General features: G+C 70.7%; 24 protein-coding genes. 13 read left to right on the top strand and 11 right to left on the bottom strand.

Annotated features, from left to right (window positions below):
• Positions 1-967: DUF4349 domain-containing protein (locus AB0C29_RS04290; RefSeq protein WP_360814926.1), on the bottom strand; the 967-nt coding region annotated here is incomplete at its 3' end.
• Positions 968-1,076: 109 nt separating this feature from the next.
• Between AB0C29_RS04290 and AB0C29_RS04285 the strand changes: the two genes are divergently transcribed.
• Genes AB0C29_RS04285 through AB0C29_RS04270 form a run of 4 tightly spaced genes read left to right on the top strand, consistent with a single transcriptional unit; the run spans position 1,077 to position 4,463 of the window.
• Entirely contained in the window at positions 1,077-1,712 is a 636-nt protein-coding gene (locus tag AB0C29_RS04285) for an MBL fold metallo-hydrolase (RefSeq protein WP_360814923.1), read from the top strand.
• 1 nt (position 1,713) lies between these two features.
• Entirely contained in the window at positions 1,714-2,691 is a 978-nt protein-coding gene (locus tag AB0C29_RS04280) for a hypothetical protein (RefSeq protein ID WP_360814920.1), read from the top strand.
• A 41-nt stretch (positions 2,692-2,732) separates the two neighbouring features.
• Positions 2,733-3,470 carry an SCO6745 family protein gene (locus AB0C29_RS04275; RefSeq protein WP_360814917.1) on the top strand — a complete coding sequence of 246 codons (738 nt, stop codon included), beginning with the start codon at positions 2,733-2,735 and terminating at the stop codon, positions 3,468-3,470.
• A gap of 42 nt (positions 3,471-3,512) precedes the next feature.
• Complete coding sequence (locus tag AB0C29_RS04270) at positions 3,513-4,463, top strand: GNAT family N-acetyltransferase (RefSeq protein ID WP_360814914.1); 951 nt, start codon at positions 3,513-3,515, stop codon at positions 4,461-4,463.
• Positions 4,464-4,466: 3 nt separating this feature from the next.
• Here the strand turns inward: AB0C29_RS04270 and AB0C29_RS04265 are convergent, their stop codons facing one another.
• Positions 4,467-4,928, bottom strand: a complete 462-nt coding sequence (locus AB0C29_RS04265; RefSeq protein WP_212994286.1) for a gamma-glutamylcyclotransferase — start codon at positions 4,926-4,928, stop codon at positions 4,467-4,469.
• Positions 4,929-5,035: 107 nt separating this feature from the next.
• On the opposite strand from AB0C29_RS04265, the gene AB0C29_RS04260 reads away from it, so the two are divergent.
• A complete protein-coding gene (locus AB0C29_RS04260; protein ID WP_360814911.1) occupies positions 5,036-6,436 on the top strand; it encodes an NAD(P)H-quinone dehydrogenase in 1,401 nt (466 codons plus the stop codon).
• Between the two features lie 54 nt (positions 6,437-6,490).
• Here AB0C29_RS04260 and AB0C29_RS04255 read toward each other — a convergent pair whose 3' ends face one another.
• The gene (locus AB0C29_RS04255) at positions 6,491-7,267 is read right to left on the bottom strand and encodes a DedA family protein (RefSeq protein ID WP_360814908.1); all 777 of its coding nucleotides are present in this window, start codon (positions 7,265-7,267) and stop codon (positions 6,491-6,493) included.
• Between the two features lie 429 nt (positions 7,268-7,696).
• On the opposite strand from AB0C29_RS04255, the gene AB0C29_RS04250 reads away from it, so the two are divergent.
• Genes AB0C29_RS04250 through AB0C29_RS04240 form a run of 3 tightly spaced genes read left to right on the top strand, consistent with a single transcriptional unit; the run spans position 7,697 to position 11,084 of the window.
• Positions 7,697-9,280 carry a circularly permuted type 2 ATP-grasp protein gene (locus AB0C29_RS04250; protein ID WP_360814905.1) on the top strand — a complete coding sequence of 528 codons (1,584 nt, stop codon included), beginning with the start codon at positions 7,697-7,699 and terminating at the stop codon, positions 9,278-9,280.
• The gene (locus tag AB0C29_RS04245) at positions 9,274-10,215 is read left to right on the top strand and encodes an alpha-E domain-containing protein (RefSeq protein ID WP_360814902.1); all 942 of its coding nucleotides are present in this window, start codon (positions 9,274-9,276) and stop codon (positions 10,213-10,215) included. Before AB0C29_RS04250 ends, AB0C29_RS04245 begins: the two co-directional genes overlap by 7 nt.
• Entirely contained in the window at positions 10,212-11,084 is an 873-nt protein-coding gene (locus AB0C29_RS04240; protein WP_360814899.1) for a transglutaminase family protein, read from the top strand. The genes AB0C29_RS04245 and AB0C29_RS04240 overlap by 4 nt, the downstream gene beginning before the upstream one ends.
• 225 nt (positions 11,085-11,309) lie before the next feature.
• Here AB0C29_RS04240 and AB0C29_RS04235 read toward each other — a convergent pair whose 3' ends face one another.
• On the bottom strand, positions 11,310-11,753 hold the full coding sequence (locus AB0C29_RS04235; RefSeq protein ID WP_360814896.1) for a DoxX family membrane protein: 444 nt from the start codon (positions 11,751-11,753) through the stop codon (positions 11,310-11,312).
• A 77-nt stretch (positions 11,754-11,830) separates the two neighbouring features.
• On the opposite strand from AB0C29_RS04235, the gene AB0C29_RS04230 reads away from it, so the two are divergent.
• A complete protein-coding gene (locus AB0C29_RS04230; protein ID WP_360814893.1) occupies positions 11,831-12,391 on the top strand; it encodes a TetR/AcrR family transcriptional regulator in 561 nt (186 codons plus the stop codon).
• A gap of 228 nt (positions 12,392-12,619) precedes the next feature.
• Here the strand turns inward: AB0C29_RS04230 and AB0C29_RS04225 are convergent, their stop codons facing one another.
• Positions 12,620-14,359 carry a biotin carboxylase N-terminal domain-containing protein gene (locus tag AB0C29_RS04225; RefSeq protein ID WP_360814890.1) on the bottom strand — a complete coding sequence of 580 codons (1,740 nt, stop codon included), beginning with the start codon at positions 14,357-14,359 and terminating at the stop codon, positions 12,620-12,622.
• Between the two features lie 65 nt (positions 14,360-14,424).
• On the opposite strand from AB0C29_RS04225, the gene AB0C29_RS04220 reads away from it, so the two are divergent.
• From AB0C29_RS04220 to AB0C29_RS04210, 3 genes are all read left to right on the top strand, one after another.
• Complete coding sequence (locus AB0C29_RS04220; protein ID WP_360814887.1) at positions 14,425-14,997, top strand: PadR family transcriptional regulator; 573 nt, start codon at positions 14,425-14,427, stop codon at positions 14,995-14,997.
• A gap of 84 nt (positions 14,998-15,081) precedes the next feature.
• Positions 15,082-16,032 (top strand): ATP-binding cassette domain-containing protein, encoded by a 951-nt coding sequence (locus tag AB0C29_RS04215; RefSeq protein ID WP_360814884.1) that lies wholly within the window; start codon positions 15,082-15,084, stop codon positions 16,030-16,032.
• Between the two features lie 3 nt (positions 16,033-16,035).
• The gene (locus AB0C29_RS04210; RefSeq protein WP_360814881.1) at positions 16,036-16,791 is read left to right on the top strand and encodes an ABC transporter permease; all 756 of its coding nucleotides are present in this window, start codon (positions 16,036-16,038) and stop codon (positions 16,789-16,791) included.
• Between the two features lie 25 nt (positions 16,792-16,816).
• Here the strand turns inward: AB0C29_RS04210 and AB0C29_RS04205 are convergent, their stop codons facing one another.
• From AB0C29_RS04205 to AB0C29_RS04180, 6 genes are all read right to left on the bottom strand, one after another.
• Complete coding sequence (locus tag AB0C29_RS04205; protein ID WP_360814878.1) at positions 16,817-17,473, bottom strand: O-methyltransferase; 657 nt, start codon at positions 17,471-17,473, stop codon at positions 16,817-16,819.
• Entirely contained in the window at positions 17,470-18,090 is a 621-nt protein-coding gene (locus AB0C29_RS04200) for a nucleoside triphosphate pyrophosphatase (protein ID WP_360814875.1), read from the bottom strand. The genes AB0C29_RS04205 and AB0C29_RS04200 overlap by 4 nt, the downstream gene beginning before the upstream one ends.
• Positions 18,091-18,117: 27 nt before the next feature.
• Positions 18,118-19,227 carry a type VII secretion-associated serine protease mycosin gene (mycP, locus tag AB0C29_RS04195; RefSeq protein ID WP_360814872.1) on the bottom strand — a complete coding sequence of 370 codons (1,110 nt, stop codon included), beginning with the start codon at positions 19,225-19,227 and terminating at the stop codon, positions 18,118-18,120.
• Entirely contained in the window at positions 19,224-20,654 is a 1,431-nt protein-coding gene (locus AB0C29_RS04190; RefSeq protein WP_360814868.1) for a hypothetical protein, read from the bottom strand. Before AB0C29_RS04190 ends, mycP begins: the two co-directional genes overlap by 4 nt.
• On the bottom strand, positions 20,654-21,070 hold the full coding sequence (locus AB0C29_RS04185) for a hypothetical protein (protein ID WP_360545349.1): 417 nt from the start codon (positions 21,068-21,070) through the stop codon (positions 20,654-20,656). Before AB0C29_RS04185 ends, AB0C29_RS04190 begins: the two co-directional genes overlap by 1 nt.
• Positions 21,071-21,189: 119 nt before the next feature.
• Positions 21,190-21,387, bottom strand: a complete 198-nt coding sequence (locus AB0C29_RS04180) for an acyl-CoA carboxylase subunit epsilon (RefSeq protein WP_360814865.1) — start codon at positions 21,385-21,387, stop codon at positions 21,190-21,192.
• A 101-nt stretch (positions 21,388-21,488) separates the two neighbouring features.
• Here AB0C29_RS04180 and AB0C29_RS04175 point away from each other — a divergent pair.
• Positions 21,489-22,019: serine/threonine-protein kinase (locus tag AB0C29_RS04175; protein WP_360814862.1), on the top strand; the 531-nt coding region annotated here is incomplete at its 3' end.

Below are 22,019 nucleotides of genomic sequence, written 5' to 3'. Positions count from 1 at the left end.
GGGGTGGGTAGGTCGGGGCCGGGCCGGCCATCGCGTAGGCCGGCATGGCGTGTGGGGCGAGCGGGGTGCGGGCCGGGCGGCGGGCGCGGTTGCGGCGGTAGAGCCAGATGATCCCCCAGGCCGGCAGGGCCAGCACGATCAGCCAGGGCAGCAGCCAGCCCAGCACGGTCAGGACGACCCCCAGCGACGCCAGCAGGCCCTTCCAGCCGTTCTCCAGACCGGCCAGGAAGCCGGGCGCGCCCTCTTCCTCCTCGACTGCCACGGCGTCGGGGTCGAGCAGGACCACCGTGATCGTCGACAGTGCGGTCAGGTCGGCCAGGCGGCGCTTCTTCGCCTGCAGGGAGGCCAGGTCCGCCTCGCGGGTCGCCACTTCCCGTTCCAGCATCACCAGGTCGTTGAGCGACTTGGCCTGGGCCAGCAGTTTGCGGCCGCTGTCCACCCGGGCCTGCTGGGTGGCGATCCGGGCGTCCAGGTCGATGGTCTGCTCGGTGACGTCCTCGGTGTTGATGCCGCGCTGTTCCTCCTTGCCCAGCCCGGCCAGCTGGTCCACCACGGGGTTGAACTTCTCGGCCGGTACGCGCAGCTCGAGGGTGGCGTCCTGCGAGCCGGAGCCGCTGTTGCGTTTGTCGCCGCTGATGAAGCCGCCGGCCCCGGTCGCGATGCCGGCGGCGCGGGCGGCGGCGATGTTCACGTCCTCGACGCGGACTGTGATGGCGCCGGTGTAGACGATCGAGCGCTGGTCCACGCGCAGGTCGGGTGCCTGGGCCGCCTGATCCTTGCCGCGCTCGGCGGTGTCCGCTTCACCCTTGGCGGGAGGCTCGGCCGGTGCCGGCTCGCCGAGCTGGGGTGCACTGCCCGCTGACGAGGCGCTGTTGTCCGCGCCGTCGCCGCTGCAGCCGGCGAGAGCCAACGTCACGGCCAGTCCGGCAGCGCTGAGCGCCGCGGTGATCCTTCGTCGAGCACGCATGGATACTCCGTTCCCCGTTGAGGTCTGCCCCCTGGGACGTGCGGCGCGCGGGAGCCGGTTCCGGCAGACTGCGACATGAGCGGTCACGATTCGGCACCGGAGGGCTCACGTGCGCGTCACGAAGTTCACGCATTCCTGTCTACGTCTCGAGGGTGGCGACGCCGTCCTGGTCGTCGACCCGGGGGCGTTCAGCGAACGGTCGGCGCTGACCGGCGCCGACGCTGTCCTGATCACCCACGAGCACTTCGACCACCTCGACGTCGACGGGCTCGCCGACACCGTGGCCCAGCGGCCTGATCTGCGGGTCTTCGCGCACCCCGACGTGCTGCCCAAGCTGACCGCCTTCGCCGACGTGGTCACCCCGGTCGAGGCGGGCACCGAGTTCACCGCGGCGGGCTTCACCGTGCGGGCGTACGGCGGGCAGCACGCCGTGATCCACCCCGAGATCCCCCGGATCGCAAACCTGGGCTTCCTGATCGCCGACGACTCCGGCTCGGTCTACACCCCCGGCGACTCGTTCACCGCGCCCGACGAGCACGTCGACACGCTGTTCGTGCCGCTCAACGCCCCCTGGCTCAAGCTCAGCGAGGCGATCGAGTTCGTCCGCGCGGTCAAGCCGGGCCGGGCGTTCGCGCTGCACGACTTTCTGCTCACCGAGACCGGCGCCCAGGTCTCCGACGGCCACCTCGAACGCCTCGGCGGCACCCGGTACGCCCGCGTCGCGCCCGGCACGACGCTGGACTGACGTGCCGACCAGCACCGAGGACGTGATCCGGGCGCTCTACGAGGCGCCGCCGGAGGGTTTCGTCGCGGGCCGGGCCGCCGCGATCGACGAGGCGAAGCGGGCCGGCGACAAGGAGACCGCCAAGCGGCTGGCCGCACTGCGCAAGCCGACCGTGGCGGCCTGGCTGGTCAACCTGCTCGCCCTGCGCCGCCCGGAGCTGATCGACGAGCTGGTGGAGCTTTCCACCGCACTGCGCTCGGCCCAGCGCAGCCTGCAGGGCGAGCAGTTGCGCGAGCTCTCCACGCAACGCCGGCAGGTGGTGTCCGCACTGGTCAACGCCGCGCAGAAGCTCGCCGTGGAGGACGACCCGGGGCTGCGTACGGTGAAGTTGCCGATGGCCGAGGTCGAGGCGACGCTGACCGCGGCCCTGGCCGAGCCGGACATCGCCGAGCAGGTACGCAGTGGACGGCTGGTCAAGGCGGCCACGTACGCCGGCTTCGGTGAGGTGCCGCGCCCGCGGTTGCGCCTGGTCACCGCCGACGAGCCGGACGAGCTGGACGAGGACGACGACGAGGACGAGGACGAGGACGTGGAGGCGCCGCCGAACCCGTTCGCTGTCGCCGCGGAGCCCGAGCGGACCGCCCGGCCCACGGCGCTGGAGGAGCGTAAACGCCGCGCGGCCGAGAAAGCCCGGCAGGAACGAGCGGAACGGCGGCGCGAACTCAAACGCCGGCTGACCACCGCCCGGGCCGCCGAGGCCAAGACCCGGACCCGCCTGGAACGCGCCGAAGCGGCCGAGCAGGAGGCCGCCCACGCCGTCGACGAGATCGAGGAACAGCTCGCTGAGCTGGAACGACAGCGGATCGTGGCGCAGGCCGAGGTGTCCCGGCGCAAGCTGGCGCGGCGCTCGGCGGAACGGGACGCGTCGGCCGCGCGGCGTGAGGTCGGGGACGTCGAGGCGGCCCTGGAGGATCTCGACGCGGATGAACCGGATCAGTAGGCCATTTTCACGAACCGGTCAGGGGGAGCAGAATCGCTCAGGTGACCCCCGAACAGGCAGCCGCCAACGCCAAGCCGGGACTCGCCAACCTCGTCGGGGCGTTCGCCGAGTCCCCGCAGACGCTGCGCCGTGCGCGGTTGATGGGGTTGTCCGGGTGGGCGTACCACGTGTCGGCCCGGGCCGGCGCGCTCGGCGACGTACGCCCGGAGACGGTCGCCGCGGCGATCGGCTTCATCGCCCCCGAGGCGGTGACCGACGGCTGGGAGGCCGCGGCCAAGACGACGCCACCGGTGGAGGTGGCGACCTGGCACCTGCACGAGCTGTGCCGGTGGGGGGTGGACGAGCTCGGTGGCTTCCCGCGGCTGACCAGGCTGCTGGAGCTGGCCAAGCGGGTCGTGGAGGCGGTGGACGCCGCGGGTCTGACCCTGTTCGCGGCGTGGCGGGCGATGCCCGTGCCGGACGCCTCGGCGGGTGCCCAGGCCGCGGTGATGCTGCACCTGCTGCAGGAGCACCGGCTGGGCGTGCACGTGGTGGCGGTCCGGGCCAGCGGGCTCACCCCGCTGGAGGCGATCATCGCGGGCCCGGACGGTGAGACGGACGCGGTGGCGTTCGGCTGGCAGCCGCCGTATCCGTCGCCGGGGCCGATCGTGCGGCGGCTCATGTGGGCCGAGTCGGTGGCCGACTCGCTGGCCGGGCAGGCGTACGCGCGCCTCGACCGGGCCGAGCGGATCGAGCTGATCGGCCTGCTGACCTCGCTGTCGCACCGGCTGAGCCGCTGAAAAACGGTTGGTGCGGCCGCGTCGCTGTGCTCAGATTTCCGGGTGACGGAACTGCCCGAGGGCTGGCGTACCCGCCGGCCGACCCTGGACGACGTGCCGGAGCTGCTCCGGCTGACCCACGCGAGCGACATCGCCGCGGTCGGTGAGCCCGACTACACCGCCGAGGAGGTGCGCGCGGCGCTGACCATGCCGCACACCGATCCGGCCCGGGACTGCTGGGTGGCGCTGGACGCCGCCGGTGAGATCGTCGGCTGGGCGTATCCGGACAACCCCTCGGGTGGCGCGCGCGAGTTCATCGAGGTCTACGTGTGGCCCGAGCGTGGGGTGCCCGCCCTGCGCCCGCTGCTCGACCGGCTGCTCGACCGGGTCACCGAGCGGGGCCGGGAGTTCGGGCACGACCCGTACGCGGTCCGGGCCGGCGCGGTCCCGACCGAGCAGCCGTGGATCTCGGCGCTCACCGACGCCGGTTTCGCCTTCGTCAAGCAGCACGCGCGGATGACCATGGCGCTGGACGGCCCGGTCACCGTCCCGCAGCCGGCGCCCGGTGTCACCGTCCGGCCGCTGCGCCACGACGACGAGGCCGAGCTGCGCCGGTTCCACGCCACCATCGAGGAGGCGTTCCGGGACAGCGACCACGACGCCACCGGCTACGACACCTGGCGGCAGCAGGTGGCCGGCGAGGCGAGCGTCGCCTGGGACGAGTGGTTCGTCGGGGAGGTCGACGGTGAGTGGGCCGGGGTGCTCCAGTCGTCCGATTCCAGCGCCGAGGACAACGGCGGCTGGGTGCGGTCGCTGGCGGTGCTGCGGCCGTACCGTCGTCGGGGTGTGGGTGCGGCTCTGCTGCACCGGGCTTTCGCGGCCTATGCGGCCAAGGGACGCACGACGGCCGGCCTGGGGGTTGACCTGGCCAATCCGACCGAGGCCGCGCGGCTCTACCGCGCGGTCGGGATGCGGCCGCTCTACGAGGCCAACATCTACGAGCGGACGGTCTGAGGGCTACAGCTCGGGCGAGGCGGTGCGGGTGGGCCGCTGGCGCAGCTCGGCCACGTAGTCGTCCGGCGCGCCGGCCTTCTCGGCCGCGTTGGCGATCTCGGAGAGATACCAGGCCGTCGGCATGCCGCCCTCGTAGCCGTCGAAGACGTAGACCCAGGCGCTGAACTCGCCCTCGAGCGTGGAGACACGCACGGTGAGCTTCTGGTACGCACCCGCGGTCACCCCCTCGACCTCGTCGAGCTGGGCGGCGTCCCACGGGTGCACGTCGTAGAGCGAGACGAAGACCCGGTCGCCCGGGGACTCCACGATCGTGGTGACCGCGCCCTCCCAGCCCATGTCGCCCTCGCCGGCGAACGTCAGGCGCCAGCCCTCCACCCACCCGACGCCGACCATGGGCGAGTGCGGGCAGTAGGCCCGCATCCGGGCTGGATCGAGGTTGGAACCGTACGCGGCGTAGTGACCCACGGCGATGACGATAGCCCGGACGGCCGGTGGTGGAGAATACGAGGTGTGCGTGTCGGCACATCTGCGACACGAAAGCGACAAAACACTGCAATGGAGGTCGGACTATCGTGAGCCGGATCGTGATCATCGGCGGTGGGCCGGGCGGGTACGAGGCGGCACTCGTCGCCGCACAACTCGACGCGGACGTCACCCTCGTCGAGGCCGACGGGGCCGGCGGCGCTTGCGTGCTCTCCGACTGCGTGCCGTCGAAGACCTTCATCGCCAGCTCGGAGGTGGTGACGGGGTACCGGCACAACGAGCGCTTCGGCATCCGCTCGGCCGGCCTGGAGGGCGTCACGGTCGACGCCAAGGCGGTCAACGACCGGGTGAAGCGGCTCGCGCTGGCCCAGTCCGGCGACATCCAGGCCAAGCTGATCAAGGCGGGCGTGGACGTGGTGACCGGCCGGGCCCGGATGGGCGAGGACACGCTGGGTCACACCCACCAGGTCCTGATTACCCCCGCGGGCGGCACCGAATACGCGGTCGACGCCACCACGGTGCTGATCGCCACCGGCGCCACCCCGCGGGTGCTGCCCACCGCCGTGCCCGACGGCGCGCGCATCCTCGACTGGCGCCAGGTCTACGACCTCGACGAGCTGCCCAGCCACCTGGTGGTGATCGGCTCGGGTGTCACCGGGGCCGAGTTCGCCAGCGCCTACCTGGCCATGGGCGTGCAGGTCACGCTGGTCTCCAGCCGCGAGCGGGTGATGCCGCACGAGGACGCCGACGCCGCCATGGCCATCGAACGGGTCTTCCGCGAGCGCGGCATGACCATCCTCAACCAGTCCCGCGCCGACTCGGTGGTCAACACCGGCGACGGGGTGCTGGTCACGCTTTCCGACGGCCGTACGGTCGAGGGCTCGCACGCCCTGATGGCCGTCGGCGCCGTGCCCAACACCGCCGACCTGGGCCTGCGCGAGTACGGCGTGGACGTGGCCAACGGCGGTTACGTGACCGTCGACCGGGTGTCACGCACCAACGTCCCCGGTATCTACGCCGCCGGCGACTGCACCGGCGTGCTGCCCCTGGCCAGCGTGGCCGCCATGCAGGGCCGGATCGCGGTCTGGCACGCCATGGGCGAGGCCGTGGCGCCGCTGCGCCTGCGGACGGTCTCGGCCAACGTCTTCACCGACCCGGAGCTGGCCACGGTCGGCGTCTCGCAGAACGACGTCGACGCCGGCAAGGTGCCCGCCCGCCAGGTGATGCTCCCGCTGACCGGCAACGCCCGGGCCAAGATGGCCGGCCTCAAGGACGGCTTCGTGAAGCTCTTCTGCCGCCCGGCCACCGGCCAGATCGTCGGCGGCGTGGTGGTGGCGCCCAAGGCCAGCGAGCTGATCCTGCCGATCACGATGGCGATCGAGAACAACCTGACGGTGGACCAGCTGGCCCACACGATCACGATCTACCCGTCGCTGTCCGGGTCGATCGCCGAGGCGGCCCGCCAGCTGATGCTGCACGAGCTGCAGTAGGCGCCGTCCCTGTCGGTGTTCCGGTCGTCCCGAGCCGGCGGCCGGGACGTTGTCTCAGCGCCGCAGGTGGGCGGGGAGGTCCGGCGACGACGCGTCCTCGACGCCCGCCTGCTCGTCGTCGGCCCGCTCGTCAGCCGGGCTCTGCGCCTGCTCGTCGCCGGCCGTCACCTCGTCGCTCTCCTCGCCGGCGTCCTTGCGGCCGCCGAAGAGGGCCAGGATCCAGCCCGCGGTGCCGAAGATGAGCGCGGCGCAGGCGGCGATCGCGAACAGCCGCCAGGCCGACTGGGTGATCGCGGTGCCGCCGACGTGGCCGACCAGGCCGCCGTAGGTGGCCCAGCACAGCGCCGCCCCGCCGTCGTAGATCACGAAGAGTTTGATCGGATAGCCGCTGCGGCCGGCGTGGTAACCCGCCGCCATCCGGCCGCCGGGGACGAACCGGCAGAGCAGCAGCACCAGCGGGCCGGGCTTGCGCAGGCCGCGGGTGAAGCGCTCGGCGGCCCGGCGGGTCTTCGACTCCGGCTTCTCCGCGTGCTCGTTACGGGGTGCGAAGCGTTGTCGCAGGGCGCTCAGCCGTCCGCTGAGCCAGTGGCCGCCGACGTGACCGGCAGTGCGGCCCAGCACGAACGCGATCGTGTCGCCGGTGAACATGCCCAGGGCGCCGACCGCGATGACCAGGGGGAGGCTCAGGTTGCCGTACACGGTGAGCGCGCCGGACGTGATCATGATGGCCTGGATCGGCACCACCGGGACCATCGCATCGACGGCGAGGAATCCGAAAAGCGCAAGGTACGCCCATGCCGGTGTTGCCATCACGGTCAACAAATCGGTCATCGGTCGGCCACCTCGCGGCTCCAGGGCTCACGGCATTCTCCGTGGGCGCCCCTGAGAATGAGCTGAGTACAGGATGCTCCCTGATCAGGCCCGGCTAAGGGTGATGCCCGCCACGCTACGTGCTGGACGTTGCCGGTGTGGTCCGTGACGCGAGGCATTTCTGCCAATCTCTGGCGATCTAGGTACGGATAGCCGCTTCTGGTGCGGGCCGGGCACGCGTAGCCTTGGGGCAGTCCCCGATACGCCGGGTCCCCCGTTCTCGGTGTCTCGGGCGAGCGGCGCCGGCCCGGCTGCACGCCGGGCTCGCTGCGCCAGGGCCGTCGGTAGGTCCCGTACCGGCGGCCCGCCCCACATGCGTCCGCAGTCCGCCCGTGAAGTGGGCGTGACCACTGTTACCCGCGCGCAACGAGTCGCCCGTAGGGTCAGGCCATGGCGGATCTTTTCGAGGAGTACCGCCTCGGCCCCGGCTGGGACGAGATGTTCGGCGAGCTCGGTATGCCTCGCGAGACCTACGAGGCCCTGCACGCCACGCTGCAGCCGCTGTCGAGCGCTGAGCTGGGCGTTCGTGCCGAGGTGCTGGCCCGGGCCTTCCTGGACCAGGGCATCACGTTCGCGCTCAAGGGCGTCGAACGTCCCTTTCCCCTCGACATCGTCCCGCGGATCATCGCGGCCGCCGAGTGGCGCACGGTCGAGCTGGGCGTCGCGCAGCGGATCCGCGCGCTGGAGGCGTTCCTCGCCGACGTGTACGGCGCCGGCCAGGTGCTCGCGGACGGCGTGGTGCCGCGGCGGATCATCGCGACCAGCGCGCACTTCCTGCGGGCGGCGGCCGGGATCAACCCGCCCAACGGCGTACGGATCCACGTCGCCGGGGTCGACCTGATCCGTGACGAGCAGGGCGCCTTCCGGGTGCTGGAGGACAACGTACGGATCCCGTCCGGGGTCAGTTACGTGATGGAGAACCGCCGGGCGATGGCCCAGGTGCTCCCCGAGGTCTTCGCCGCCACCCGGATCCTGCCGGTGGAGTCGTACCCGAGCATGCTGCTGCGGGCCCTGCGCGCCGCCGCCCCGGTCGGCGTCACCGATCCCACGGTGGTGGTGCTGAGCCCGGGCGTCTACAACTCCGCCTACTTCGAGCACGCCCTGATCGCCCGGGAGATGGGCGTCGAGCTCGTCGAGGGCCGTGACCTGGTGTGCGTCGGCAACGACGTGGCCATGCGGACCACCGCCGGCGAGCAGCGGGTCGACGTCATCTACCGGCGGATCGACGACGACTTCCTCGACCCGGTGCATTTCCGGGCCGACTCGGTGATCGGCGTGGCCGGCCTGCTCAACGCGGCCCGGGCCGGGCGGGTCACCATCGCCAACGCGGTCGGCAACGGCGTCGCCGACGACAAACTGCTCTACACGTACGTGCCCGACCTGATCCGCTACTACCTGGACGAGGAGCCGTTGCTGCCCAACGTGGACACGTACCGGCTGGACGAGCCCGGGGTGCTCGAGGAGGTCCTGCCGCGCGTCGGTGAGCTGGTCCTCAAGCCGGTCGACGGGGCCGGCGGGGCGGGCATCGTGATCGGCTCGCAGGCCACGGCGGCGGAGCTGGCCGAGGTCACCGCCAAGATCGTCGCCGATCCGCGGGGCTGGATCGCCCAGCGCGAGGTGAAGCTGTCGATGGTGCCCACGCTGATCGGCAACCGGCTGCGCGGCCGGCACGTCGACCTGCGGCCGTTCGCGGTCAACGACGGCGAGAAGATCTGGGTGCTGCCCGGCGGCCTGACCAGGGTGGCGCTGCCCGAGGGGGCCCTGGTCGTGAACTCCAGCCAGGGCGGCGGTTCCAAGGACACCTGGGTGCTGGCGGACGCCGATGACATGTCGCCGTTCGAGGTGCCGCATCTGTCGGCCGAACCGGCGCCGCTGCCCTCGGCGTCCAGCCCCGAGCCCGGCCCGGGCGCCGGCGCCGCCGACTCCCAGCAGCAGCAACAGCAGCAACAACAGCAGGGAGGGCCGCGATGCTGAGCCGGATCGCCGAGTCGCTCTACTGGATCGGCCGCTACGTCGAGCGCGCCGAGGACACCGCCCGGATCCTGGACGTGCACCTGCAGCGCATCCTGGCCGACCCGTGGACCAGCGAGGACCAGGCCTGCCGGTCGTTGCTCTCCGTGATGGGCATGCCGATGGAGGACGAGCCGTTCACCGCGGCCCGGGTGGTCGGCCTGCTCGGCCTGGACGAGCGCAGTCCCAGTTCGGTGGTCGGCGCGCTGGCGGCGGCCCGGGAGAACGCCCGCGGCGCCCGCGAGACCGTCTCCTCGGAGATGTGGGAATGCCTCAACTCGACCTGGCACGGCCTGCCCAACGCTCGCCGCCGGGTCGAGCAGCAGGGGGTGCACTCGTTCTTCCGCTGGGTGCGGGAGCGGTGCGCGGTGATGACCGGCCTGACCGACGCCACCATGAGCCGCGACGAGGGCTGGCTGTTCCTGGTGCTGGGCCGCAGCGTGGAACGGGTCGACATGACCGCGCGGCTGCTGCGCACGCACGAGCGCGCCGGCGGCAGCATTCCGTCCTGGCTGACGCTGCTGCGGTCCAGCGGGGCCTGGGAGACGTTTCTGCGGACGTACCGGGGATCGCTGGACGACCGCCACGCGGCGGAATTTCTGCTGCTGGACCGGCTTTTCCCGCGCTCGGTCTTCGCCGCCCTCTCCACCGCCGAGGGCTGCCTCGCCGACCTGGAGCCGGACCCCGGCCGGGCCGGCGTGGCGACGGACGCGCAGCGGATCGTCGGCCGGGCCCGCACCAACCTGGAGTTCCGCGGCGCGGACGAGCTGATCGACGACCTCGGGCCGGTGCTGGCCAGCCTGGAGAAGACATGCTCGCAGGTCAACGAGGCCGTCTCGCGGCGCTACTTCCGGCAGACGACGGCGGTCAACTGGGTCCGGGGAGCGGTGGTCGCATGAGCATCCCTCTGGTGGACAGCTGGCGGCTGAAGATCCAGCACCGCAGCGGGTTCGACTACGCCGGGCCGGTGTCGTCGTCCTACAACGAGGCTCGGATGTGGCCGCGCAACGAGACCCACCAGGCGGTGCTGGACGCCCGGGTCGAGGTCTGGCCGCCGGCGCGCACGTACCGCTACGAGGACTACTGGGGCACGGTGGTCACGGCCTTCGACGTACACGCCAAGCACGAGGCGCTCACGGTCACGGCGACGTCCACGGTGGAGACGCTGCCGCCGGGCGACCTGATCGAGCAGGGCGAAGGCGCGGCCTGGGACGAGCTGGCAGTGCCGGAGAACGTCGACCGCTGGTACGAGCTGCTGCTGGGCACCAAACGCACCGGCCTGAACGACGAGCTGACCGGGATCGCGGCCGACATCCGCGCCGCGCACGGGACACCGCATGCTGCCGCGCTGGCCGTCTGCGAGTTCGTGCGCGGTGAGGTCACCTATCAGCCCGGTGCCACGGGGGTGCAGAGCGACGCACTGCACGCGTGGGAGCAGCGAAAAGGTGTCTGCCAGGACATCAGTCACCTGACCGTCGGGCTGCTGCGCGAGATGGGGCTGCCGGCTCGATACGTCTCGGGCTACCTGCACCCGAAGCCGTCGGCGGCGATCGGGGACAGTGTGGTCGGTCAGAGTCATGCGTGGGTGGAGTGGTGGGTGGGCCGGTGGACGGCTTTCGACCCGACCAACGGGGTGCCGGTGGGGGAGCGCCATGTTGTGGTCGGGCGGGGGCGGGAGTACGGGGATGTGCCGCCGCTCAAGGGCGTTTATGCGGGGCCGGCCAGTACGGGTCAGGCCGTCGAGGTGACGATCACCCGTCTCCGCTGACCCGGCGCCGCCGCCGGCCCGATTCAGCCCGACCCGGCCGCGCCCGGCTCGGTCTGGTCTGGCCCGGCCCGGCCCGGCCCGGTCTGGCCCGGCTCGTTCCGGACCTCGGCGCGGCCCGTCCGGCGCGGCCCGTCCGGGTGTGGTCCGCCCGGGTGTGGTCCGCCCTGTGTGGCCCGACCCTGTGTGGCCCGGCCCCACCCGGCCCGGTCCGGTGTGGCCCGGCGCTCAGGCCAGCGCCACGGTGAGAGCTGCGGCTACGAAGACCACCTGCAAGGCCGTGCGCAGCGGTAGCGGGGTGGCGGCCTTGCCGGCCAGCTCGACGTGGTGCCGGGCCGCGTACACGTTGGCCGGGAACATCACCAGCATCAGCAGCGCCAGGCAGCCGGCCGCCAGGCGGTAGGTCGCCGGCAGCAGCAGCCCGGCGGCGCCGGCCAGCTCCAGGACTCCGGTGACCGTGACCAGCAGCTCCGGCCGGGGCAGGCGCGGCGGGACCATGGCGACCAGGCTCGCGCGCCGGCCGAGGCCGAAGTGGGCCAGGCCGGTCAGCACGAACATCAGGGCCAGCCCAACCCGCAGCGCGGGCAGCCAGCCGTCGAGAGCGTCCACGCCGAGCAGGCCGAGCAGGCGGGCCAGCAGCGTGCCGGCGAACAGAGTGAACAGGGGCGCCATCGCATGTCCTCCAAACTTGTCACTGCCAAGATGCCTCGGCCGCTCGCATCTTGTCAATGGAAAGTTATGCTGGTGACATGAGCTACCACCACGGGGATCTGCGGCGTGCGCTGCTGGCCGCCGCTGCTGAATCGATCGCCGAGGAGGGTCCGGCGGCGCTGAGCCTGCGTGACCTCGCCCGGCGGGCCGGCGTCTCGCACGCCGCGCCGGCTCATCACTTCGGTGACAAGCGAGGGCTGCTCACGGCGCTGGCGGCGGAGGGCTTCGATCTACTGGCGGCGGCGCTGCGGGAGACCCGGGCGGCGACGGGCAGCTTCCTCGAGCTCGGCGTCACCTACGTGCGGTTCGCGACGACGCATCGGGCGCACTTCGAGGTGATGTGGCGTCCGGATCTCTACCACGCGGAGGACCCGGCGCTGCTGGCCGCGCGGGACAGGTCGAGCGCCGCGCTCTACTCGGGGGTCGCTGATCTGCCGGACGGTCAGGCCGGCGCGGACGTGCGGGAGACCGGGCTGGCGGCGTGGTCGCTCGCGCACGGTTTCGCGACGCTGTGGCTCAGCGGCGCCCTGCCGGACATGCCGGAACTGCCCGACGAAGCAGCCCGAGCCGTGCTCCGACACCTGACCCCCGCGGGCTGAGCCGGTGGAGAGGTCGGGTGACCCCGCCGGCTGAGCCGATGGAAAGGTCGCGTGGCTCCAGCGGTTGGGCGGATGAGGAGGTCGCATGACCTCGCCGGCTGATCCGATGGAGACGTCGCGTGACCCCGTCGGCTGAGCCAGCCGATGGAGAGGTCGGGTGACCCCGCCGGCTGAGCCGGTGGAGAGGTCGGGCGACCCCGCCGGCTGAGCCGATGAGGAGGTGGCCGGTCAGGCGATCTCGCAGATCGTCGTGCCGGCCGTCACGGTGGCGCCGACCTCGACGGACAGGCCCGACACCGTGCCGGCCCGGTGCGCCTGCAACGGCTGTTCCATCTTCATCGCCTCGACGACCACGATCACGTCGCCCTCCGAGACCGTATCGCCGTTCTGGGCTGCGACCTTCACGATCGTGCCCTGCATCGGGGCGGCGAGCGCCGCCGCGCCGCCTGCTCCTGCGGCCTGGGCTCCGGACCCCGAGCGGCGAGCATGGGGGCGGGCTGGGGTGACTGTGCGCGTACCGGAAAGGTTGGCCGGGAGGCGCACTTCCAGGCGCTTGCCGCCGACCTCGACCACGACGGTTTCGCGCTCTTGATCTTGCTCGGGCACGGGGACCGGGGTGAAGGCGGGGACGCCGCCCGCCCATTCGGTCTCGATCCAGTTGGTGTGCACGGTGAAGTTCACGAACGCCTGGTCGCGCACGACCAGGCGGTGGAACGGCAGCACCGTGGCCATGCCCTCGATGACCGTCTCGTCGAGCACGCGGCGGGCGCGTTGCAGCGCCTCGGTGCGGTCGGCGCCGGTCACGATGATCTTGGCCAGCAGGGAGTCGAAGTTGCCGCCGATCACGCTGCCGGCCTCGACGCCCGCGTCCACCCGCACGCCCGGGCCGGACGGCCAGGTCAGGCTCGTGACCTGGCCCGGGGCCGGCAGGAAGTTGCGGCCGGCGTCCTCGCCGTTGATCCGGAACTCGATCGAGTGCCCGCGCGGGACCGGGTCCTCGGTGAACGGCAGCCGCGCGCCGTCGGCGATGCGGAACTGCTCGCGCACCAGGTCGAGGCCGGTGGTCTCCTCGCTGACCGGGTGCTCGACCTGCAAGCGGGTGTTGACCTCGAGGAACGAGATGGTGCCGTCCTGGCCGACGAGGTATTCGACCGTGCCGGCGCCGTGGTAGCCGGCCTCGCGGCAGATCGCCTTGGCGCTGGTGTGGATCCGTTCGCGCTGGTCGTCGCTGAGGAACGGCGCCGGGGCCTCCTCGACGAGCTTCTGGTGGCGGCGCTGCAGGGAGCAGTCGCGGGTGCCGACCACGATCACGTTGCCGTGGGTGTCGGCCAGGACCTGCGCCTCCACGTGCCGGGGGCGGTCCAGGTAACGCTCCACGAAGCACTCGCCGCGGCCGAACGCGGCGACCGCCTCGCGCGTCGCCGACTCGAACAGCGCCGGGATTTCCTCGGCGGTGCGGGCGACCTTGAGGCCGCGGCCGCCGCCGCCGAACGCCGCCTTGATGGCGACCGGCAGGCCGTGCTCGCGGGCGAACTCGATGATCTCGTCGGCGTGCTTGACCGGCTCGGGCGTGCCCGGCACCAGCGGCGCGCCGGCCCGCTGCGCGATGTGCCGCGCGGTGACCTTGTCGCCCAGGTCGCGGATCGCCTGCGGCGTCGGCCCGATCCAGGTCAGACCCGCATCCTGTACGGCCTGAGCGAAGTCGGCGTTCTCCGACAGGAAGCCGTAGCCGGGGTGGACCGCGTCGGCGCCACTGCGGGCGGCGACGTCGAGCAGCTTGTCGATGCGCAGATACGTCTCCGCCGCGGTCTCGCCCTCCAACGCCCACGCCTCGTCGGCGAGTCGCGCGGGCAGCGCGTCGCGATCGGCGTCCGCGTAGACGGCGACGCTGGTCAGGCCCGCGTCCTTGCAGGCCCGGATGACACGGACGGCGATCTCGCCGCGATTGGCGATCAATACCTTGCGCACGGGCTGAGCCTATCGTCCGGGACCGGCGGGCCGCTCAGTCAAGTTTGGCTATTAACCTGTGAGATATGTCGGCGACCCGCATGATGATCCTCGGTCTGGTCCAGTGGATGCAGCCCGTGCACGGCTACGACGTACGCCGTGAGCTGCTGAGCTGGAGCGCCGACAAGTGGGCCAACGTCCAGCCCGGCTCGATCTACCACGCCCTGCGCAAGCTGGCCGAGGAGGAGCTGCTGCGCGAAGTGGCGACCGAGCAGGTCGGGGCGCGGCCGGCCCGCACGACGTACGAGATCACCGAGAAGGGCGTCGCCGAGTTCCAGTCGCTGCTGCGGGGCAACTGGTGGTCGATCGCCACGCCGCCGGATCCGTTCATGGCCGCCTTCTCGTTCCTGCCGGCCCTCCCGCGCACCGAGGCCGCGGCGGCCCTGCGCAACCGTGCGGTCCAGCTCGGTTCCGGCATCACGCAGTTGCAGGCTCTCATCGGCGCCGACTGGGCCGACAGCAAGCCGGTCTACGTGAGCTGGATGTGGGAGCTGCAGATCGAGCGGGCCGAGGCGGAGATCCGCTGGTGTGAGCGCACCGCGAAGCGGATCGAGAAGGACGAGCCGTATTTTCCCGGCTCGGCGGTGATCACTGATTAATCAAGTTTGACTATCGCGTCGACCGGTCCTACGCTGCCTCACGACCGGTGGCGGGCGTCCGCCTGCCTACGACTGGGGGTCACCATGATCGAAACGCGGGGGCTACGGAAGTCCTTCGTGTCCCGCCAGGGCCGCGAGAAGAAGACCGTCGACGCCGTCCGGGGCGTCGACCTGACCGTCGACGAGGGCGAGATCTTCGGCTTCCTCGGCCCGAACGGCGCCGGCAAGACCACGACGCTGCGCATGCTCGCCACCCTCATCCAGCCCGACGGCGGCGAAGCCACCATCGCGGGCGCCGACCTGCGCACGGACCCGGGCGAGGTCCGGCGCCGCATCGGGTACGTGGCCCAGGGCGGCAGCACCTGGGACGACTCCACCGCCCGGGAGGAGCTGGTCCTGCAGGCCCGCCTCTACGGCATCTCGAAGTCGGTCGCCACCGGACGGGCCGCCCGCGTGCTGGAAGGTTTCCAGCTCAGCGAGTACGCCGACCGCAAGTGCAAGACCTACTCCGGGGGCCAGCGCCGCCGGGTCGACATCGCGCTCGGCATCATCCACGAGCCGAAGGTGGTCTTCCTCGACGAGCCGACCACCGGCCTCGACCCGCAGAGCCGGGCCCACATGTGGGACGAGATCCGCCGGCTGCGCGCCGAGGGCATGACCGTCTTCATCACCACGCACTACCTGGATGAGGCGGACGCGCTCTGCGACCGCATCTCGATCATGGACAACGGCGAGATCGTCGCCTCGGGCACCCCGGCCGCGCTCAAGCGGGAGATCTCCGGCGACGTGGTCCGGGTCGGGGTGGCGTCACCGGCGCGGGCGGCCGAAGTGCTGGGCTCGGCCGACTTCGTCAACAAGCTGGAGACCCACGAGGACAGCGTCCGGCTCTACGTCGACGAGGGCGCGACCGCGATCCCGCTGATCCTGCGCGCGCTGGACGGCGCCTCGGTGCCGCTGGGCACGATCGAGCTGCACCGGCCCAGCCTCGACGACGTGTTCCTGACCAAGACCGGCCGATCGCTGCGGGAGAGCTGAGCTGTGAAACTGGTACGCGACACCTCACTGATCTTCCAGCGGCAGATGCAGCTGCTGCTGCGCAACCCGGTCTGGATCCTCGTCGGCATCTTCCAGCCGGTGATGTACCTGCTGCTGTTCGCGCCGCTGCTCAAGCCGGCGCTGGGCGTGCGGACCAACGCCGAGGCGTACGAGATCTTCGTGCCCGGCCTGCTCGTGCTGCTGGCCATCTTCGGTGGACTGTTCCAGGGCTTCGGCCTGATCGCCGAGCTGCGCGCGGGGGTGATCGAGCGCTCCCGGGTCACCCCGGTCAGCCGGTTCGCCCTGCTGCTGGGACGGTCACTGCGCGACACCGTGTCCCTGCTGGCCCAAGCGGTGATCATCACGCTGCTGGCGCTCGCCTTCGACCTGCGGGTGTTCATCGGCAACCTGCTGCTGGCGTATCTGATGCTGGCCCTGATCTCGTTGATGACCTCGGCGCTGTCGTACGGGGTGGCGCTGGCGGTCAAGAGCGAGGATGCGCTGGCGCCGCTGATGAACACGGTGGCTCAGCCCGTACTGCTGTTGTCCGGGATCCTGCTGCCGTTGACCTTCGCCCCTGGCTGGCTGCAGGCGGTGGCGGACTGGAACCCGTTCTCGTGGGCGGTCAACGGGGTCCGCGCTCTGTTCCTGGGCAACCTGGGCGCCCCGGCCGTCTGGCAGGGGCTGCTGATCATGGCCGCGCTCGCCGCGCTGGCCCTGACCTGGGCGGCCCGGCTGTTCGCGCGCAGCGTGCGCTGACCGTTCTCTGAGCTCGCCGGCTTTCTCAGGGAAGCCGGCGGGCGATGGTCAGGCCGTCGGCGATCGGGAGGATGACGAGTTCGACGCGCGGGTCGTTGCGGGCCACGTCGTTGAATCCGGTGATGAACCGGTCGGACTCGCTCCGCGGGTCGACGACCCGGCCCGACCACAGTGTGTTGTCGACCAGGATGACGCCGCCGGGCCGCACCCGGGGGACCAGCTCGTTCCAGTACGTGATGTAGCCGCCCTTGTCGGCGTCGATGAAGACCAGATCGAGATACGGCTCCTCGGGCAGCTCCTTGAGCCGCTCGGTGGCCCGCCCGATCCGCAGATCGATCCGGTCGTCGACCCCGGCCCGCTCCCAGTAGCGGTGCGCCAGCCGGGTGAACTGCTCGGAGATGTCGAAACAGACCAGCTTCCCGCCTTCGGCGAGACCCCGCGCGATGGAAAGCGCGGACAGCCCGGTGAAGGTGCCGACTTCAACCGCATTCCGTACGCCGAGAAGCGACGTCAGCAACCGCAGAAACGCGGCCTGCTCCGGGGCGACCTGCATGCTGGCATGCCCGGCCACCACAGCCCGCGTCTCGGCGATGAGATCAGTGGTGATCTCATCGGCCGGCGTGCTGTGACTGAGCAGGTAGTCATGCAGCTCAGGGGTGAGCGGAAGCTCCTTGAAACTCACGGCTGCGCCCTCCACAGCTGGGGAACGGTGAGCCCGAAGCTCATGAGCAACCGCCGGAGCAGCGGCAGCGACAAACCGATGACATTGCCGGCATCCCCTTCGATCCGCTCGACGAACGCACCACCCTTGCCGTCCAGGGTGAACGCCCCGGCGACATGCAGGGGTTCGCCCGAGGCGACGTAGGCCAAGATCTCATCATCGGTGACATCGGCAAAATGCACCACGGTCGCGCCGACTTCCTCGGCCTGCTTGCCACTGACCAGGTCGGTGAGGTGATGCCCGGTGTGCAGCACCCCGGACCGCCCCCGCATGGCATGCCAGCGCCGGGTGGCCTCGGCCGGACTGTGCGGTTTCCCGAGGATCTCCCCGTCGAACGCCAGCACGGAATCACAGCCGAGCACCAGAACGTCAGGATCGGCGGGCAGCGTGGCGGCGACGGCCCGCGCCTTCATCCGAGCCAGCGCAAGACAGAGATCCGCGGCGTTGTCAGCCTCTACTACGGACTCATCAACGCCACTGACCTGCACGGTCGCGTCAATCCCGGCGGCGGCGAGCAGGGCGCGCCGGGCCGGGCTGGCGGAAGCAAGCACCAGGCGAGGGGCGATGTCGGTCTGCACGGGAGTCAACGCTACAAGCCCGGATGATCAGGAGCGCGGGTGGGAGCGACGGCGCGCTAGGAGGAAGGCAGCCAGGCCGCCCAGGAGGATGAGGACGGCTACGCCGCTGATGATGAGCGGGGTGTTGCTGCTGGCCGGCTCGGGTTCTGCCTGGGGGGCTGGAGCCGGCGCGGCGGCGGTGGTTGTGGTGGGGGCGGGCGCGGCGGAGGACGGCGGGGCCGAGGCGGCGGGACCCTTGAGCGCGGCGACGATGTCGATGATGCCGTGCCCGTAGTCGGGGTCGACCCCAGGCGCACCCTTGTCGACAGCCGTGGACTCAAGCCGCTCAACAACCTCCGCGGCGCTCATGTTCGGGTACTTGCTACGCAACAGAGCAGCCGCCCCGGAAACGATCGCTGCGGCATCGGAGGTGCCGTCTTGGCCGACGATATAGCCGCCCGTGCGACCGGTGCTCGCAATGTCTTGTCCGGGCGCGGCAATGTCAAGTGCCTCTCCTGAAACCGAGATCGCGGCTTGCTTGCCGTTGCGATCCACCGCGCCTACAGCGACCACGCTTTCTAGGAATGCGGGCGCTGCGACTGAGGTGGCGTCCGGCTTATTTCCCGCTCCCGCAACGACCACTACATCGGCTTCCTCGGCTTCTTGAATCCCCTTGATGTCGTCAGGGGCGACTCCGCCGCCAAGAGAGATATTGATTACTTTGGCGCCATGTGAAATGGCATACCGAACGGCGGGGCCGAGACTGCCAATAGTCCTGCCTTTGCCGAGTACCCGGATTGGAATGATCTTCGCGTCGGGCGCGATCCCTAGAGCGCGCTTTCGACTGTTGCCATGGGCGGCGATGAGGCCGGCCATGCTGGTGCCATGTCCGGTGAGATCGGTGCGTCCATCGCCGCCGGGTTTAAATAAGTCGGTACCGCTTACGACGCCTGGAAGGTCGGGATGCTTCGCTACGCCGGAGTCAATGACGGCTACAGTGACACCTTTACCGGTGCTGATGCGATGCGCTTCATCAATCTTCAAATAACTGAGATGCCACTGGTCTTGCCGGGTGTCCGCAAAGGCGGGAGTGCCGTAAGCGGCGGCGCCAGCTCCAGCCAGCGCCGCCGCGAACAAAGCGATTACTCTTCGTCTCATCTCGGATAACCGATAGCGGGACCCGGGTCAATAGGACCGAAATCGTCCGGCGGAAGGACGACCGGATCAACGCCTTCCTCGGTCGACCACGGATTGTCCGGATCCCAGCGCTCTTGCTCGCCTTCCTGGCGCCGACCCCGAGTGCGTCCCTGGTTTCCCGCCATCGGTCCGTTCTGCATCGGCATGCCGTGGGCCGGCGTGCCGCCTCGGCCCTGCGGGGCGCCGCCCTGCTGGCCGATGACTCCACCGACGGGATTCACTCGACCCGCGCCGGGCGGACGGCCGCCCTGGGCGCCGGTCGGCATCTGCCCGATCATCCCGCTGCCCGGGTTGGCGCCGATGACGCCGCCCGACGGCATCGTCATGCGGCCGGCGCCGCCAGGCATGCCCGGCTTGACGAGGCCTGATCGTGGCGCTCCCGTGCCGTTCGGCAGCGGGCCACTGTTCGGGAGGAGACCACTCGCGCCTGGGGTTCCAATGAGTCCTGGCACCGGGCCTGGCCCAGAAGGCGCGGGTGTCGGAACCGGTGGCTGCAGGCCCGGATTGGGCGGCGTGATGACTGGCTGGTTACCAACCCCGCCCAGGATCGGGCCGGTGCCAACGCCACCCGTGACAGGACCGGTACCCACCGGAGTGTGCGTTGTCGGCGTCACCGGGGCGACGTGGGATGACGTATTGGGGATGACTGATCCTCCGGAGGATCCGCCACCACCTCCGCCGGGCGGCGGAATAATCGGTGGAGTGGCGAAGCCGCCCACGCCTCCATCGCTCCGTTGATTCTCTTCTCCGGTGCCAACCTGCCCTTGTTGAGGGTTATAAGGCTTTGGCTTCTGAAGGGCCGCCTGCCCACTCAACACCGTGCTGCTCAGGTCGTACATGATGACCCGAGCCTGCCGGTTCAGCTCTTCCTGCGCCGCCGCAGACACCGGCGGTGTCTGAGCCGTAGGCGACGGCCCCGGAGACGGCGAAGGCGTCGGCGTAGGCGACGGAGTCGGCGATGCCGCCGCAGCATCCCGCTTCTGCTGCCAGACAAAGTTCTGCTTGGCATTGCTCTCGTACTTGTCGTACAGCGCCTCAAGCTTCTGCCGGGCCAAACTCAACGTCAGCGTCACCGTCGAGAAAGCCGTGTAATTGGCCGACGCGGCGTCGTGAGTCGCCTGGAGATCAGCCATCAGCTTGTCGAGGCGGGCGATGTAAGCCGCCGCGGCCGGGCTCTTCGACGGTGGCCACACGCTAGCCAGATTGTCGCGGTACACCCGGACCTGAGCGAGGTGCGCGAGCGTCAGATCGGCCGTCTTGCTCCAGCCGCCGACCACCTGATAGTGCGCCTCGGTGTCCTGGTTGGCGATGGCTGCCCACATGGCCGGGACTTCCTTGGACGCCCAGTGGGTGCCGCCATAGCCGCCGCCCCCGTCAGCGATCAGCATCAGCCGTTCTCCCCTGTTCCGGTCTCGCTCCTCAGCGGGTCGCTCGCCGCTGCGAAGCCGTCGTTGACGTCGCGGACCTTCGCCTGGGCGAAGGCGTCGCTGGAGGCGTACTCCTTGCTGATCGACTGCGCGACCACCGCGAAGTGGTGAGTGCCGTCGCGGAAGTTGAAGGTGTTGGAGAAGGTCTGCTGCTGGACCTCGTGGTGCAGCTGCATGAAGCTCGCAAACTCTGGAAAGTCGGAGTTCGGGGTCGGCAGCTCGGTCAGCATGGCCGGGATGACCTTCTGCAGCTGCGGGTCGTATCCCGTTTGGACCTCGTTGGCGAGCGTCGCGGCGAACTCTTCCATCGCGCGGATGTCCGTCTCGATCGAGCTTTCACTGCCGATCAGCGGCGGTGGTCCGTCGTCTGCGATCATGGTCCAGGCCCTCCCCCGAGAGTGCGAAATCTCCCGCGAGAGTAGTCTGCTACCGCTTGTTGCTGCAGCCCCTACCCAGGGCTATGGACAGTCGCAACGCTACCGAGACCCGTCGATGTCTAGCGGGGTTGTCCCGAGGATCGCCAGGACGGCCGGACCGCGGCCGGGCGGGCGCTTCTTGTCCACGGCGTCGCGGCCGGCGTGCGTGAACGTGAATCACCGCTCACGGCCCGGCCGGCCAGGACGCACACCAGCGCCGCCAGCTCTTCCGGGGTCGGTGTGCCGCGCACGACGCTGACCAGCGGTTCCTCATCCATTGATCAAGCTTAAGGCCTTGCGGGAGGTTCTCGGTGACACGCGTCCCACACTCGGCTGATCGATTCGCTGCGGCTCGACATGACCGGGTATTTTCTGCGTGATGTCTACTTCCCCTCCGCTCATTGTCGCTGACCGTTACCGGCTCGTTGCGCCGCTCGGTCAGGGCGGGATGGGTCGTGTCTGGCGGGCGACCGACGTCGTCCTGCACCGCGAGGTCGCCATCAAGGAGCTCGTGCCGCCACCGGGGCTGACCCCCGAGGAGCGGCAGGAGATGCGCGAGCGTTCGCTGCGGGAAGCGCGCGCCATCGCCCGGCTCAACAACATCAACGTGGTCCGCGTCTTCGACGTGCTGCGCACCGATGCCGATCCGTGGATCGTCATGGAGTACGTCCCGTCGCGGTCCTTGCAGGACATCCTCGCCGCGGACGGGCCTTTCGCCCCGGTCCGCGCCGCGGAGATCGGCCTCGGCGTGCTGAACGCCCTGCGCGCCGCGCACCGCGCCGGCGTCGTGCACCGCGACGTGAAGCCGGGCAATGTGCTGATCAGCGAGGACGGCCGCGTCGTCCTGACCGACTTCGGACTCGCGACGGTCCCCGGCGACCCGAACGTGACCCGCACCGGCCTGGTGCTG

It is taken from the genome of Actinoplanes sp. NPDC048791 (genome assembly GCF_040650095.1).
In the GTDB taxonomy this organism is placed as follows: Bacteria; Actinomycetota; Actinomycetes; order Mycobacteriales; family Micromonosporaceae; genus Actinoplanes.
Note: the sequence above shows the minus strand (reverse complement) of the source record. Positions and strands in the feature narration are given on the sequence as shown.

Excerpts from the sequence above, each read along its gene's own strand:
- AB0C29_RS04240 (WP_360814899.1), top strand. The coding sequence starts at position 10,212 with ATGAGCATCCCTCTGGTGGACAGCTGGCGGCTGAAGATCCAGCACCGC.
- AB0C29_RS04185 (WP_360545349.1), bottom strand. The coding sequence starts at position 21,070 with ATGATCGCAGACGACGGACCACCGCCGCTGATCGGCAGTGAAAGCTCG.
- AB0C29_RS04230 (WP_360814893.1), top strand. The coding sequence starts at position 11,831 with ATGAGCTACCACCACGGGGATCTGCGGCGTGCGCTGCTGGCCGCCGCT.
- AB0C29_RS04190 (WP_360814868.1), bottom strand. The coding sequence starts at position 20,654 with ATGCTGATCGCTGACGGGGGCGGCGGCTATGGCGGCACCCACTGGGCG.
- AB0C29_RS04250 (WP_360814905.1), top strand. The coding sequence starts at position 7,697 with ATGGCGGATCTTTTCGAGGAGTACCGCCTCGGCCCCGGCTGGGACGAG.
- AB0C29_RS04215 (WP_360814884.1), top strand. The coding sequence starts at position 15,082 with ATGATCGAAACGCGGGGGCTACGGAAGTCCTTCGTGTCCCGCCAGGGC.
- mycP (WP_360814872.1), bottom strand. The coding sequence starts at position 19,227 with ATGAGACGAAGAGTAATCGCTTTGTTCGCGGCGGCGCTGGCTGGAGCT.
- AB0C29_RS04235 (WP_360814896.1), bottom strand. The coding sequence starts at position 11,753 with ATGGCGCCCCTGTTCACTCTGTTCGCCGGCACGCTGCTGGCCCGCCTG.
- AB0C29_RS04255 (WP_360814908.1), bottom strand. The coding sequence starts at position 7,267 with ATGACCGATTTGTTGACCGTGATGGCAACACCGGCATGGGCGTACCTT.
- AB0C29_RS04180 (WP_360814865.1), bottom strand. The coding sequence starts at position 21,387 with ATGGATGAGGAACCGCTGGTCAGCGTCGTGCGCGGCACACCGACCCCG.
- AB0C29_RS04245 (WP_360814902.1), top strand. The coding sequence starts at position 9,274 with ATGCTGAGCCGGATCGCCGAGTCGCTCTACTGGATCGGCCGCTACGTC.
- AB0C29_RS04220 (WP_360814887.1), top strand. The coding sequence starts at position 14,425 with ATGTCGGCGACCCGCATGATGATCCTCGGTCTGGTCCAGTGGATGCAG.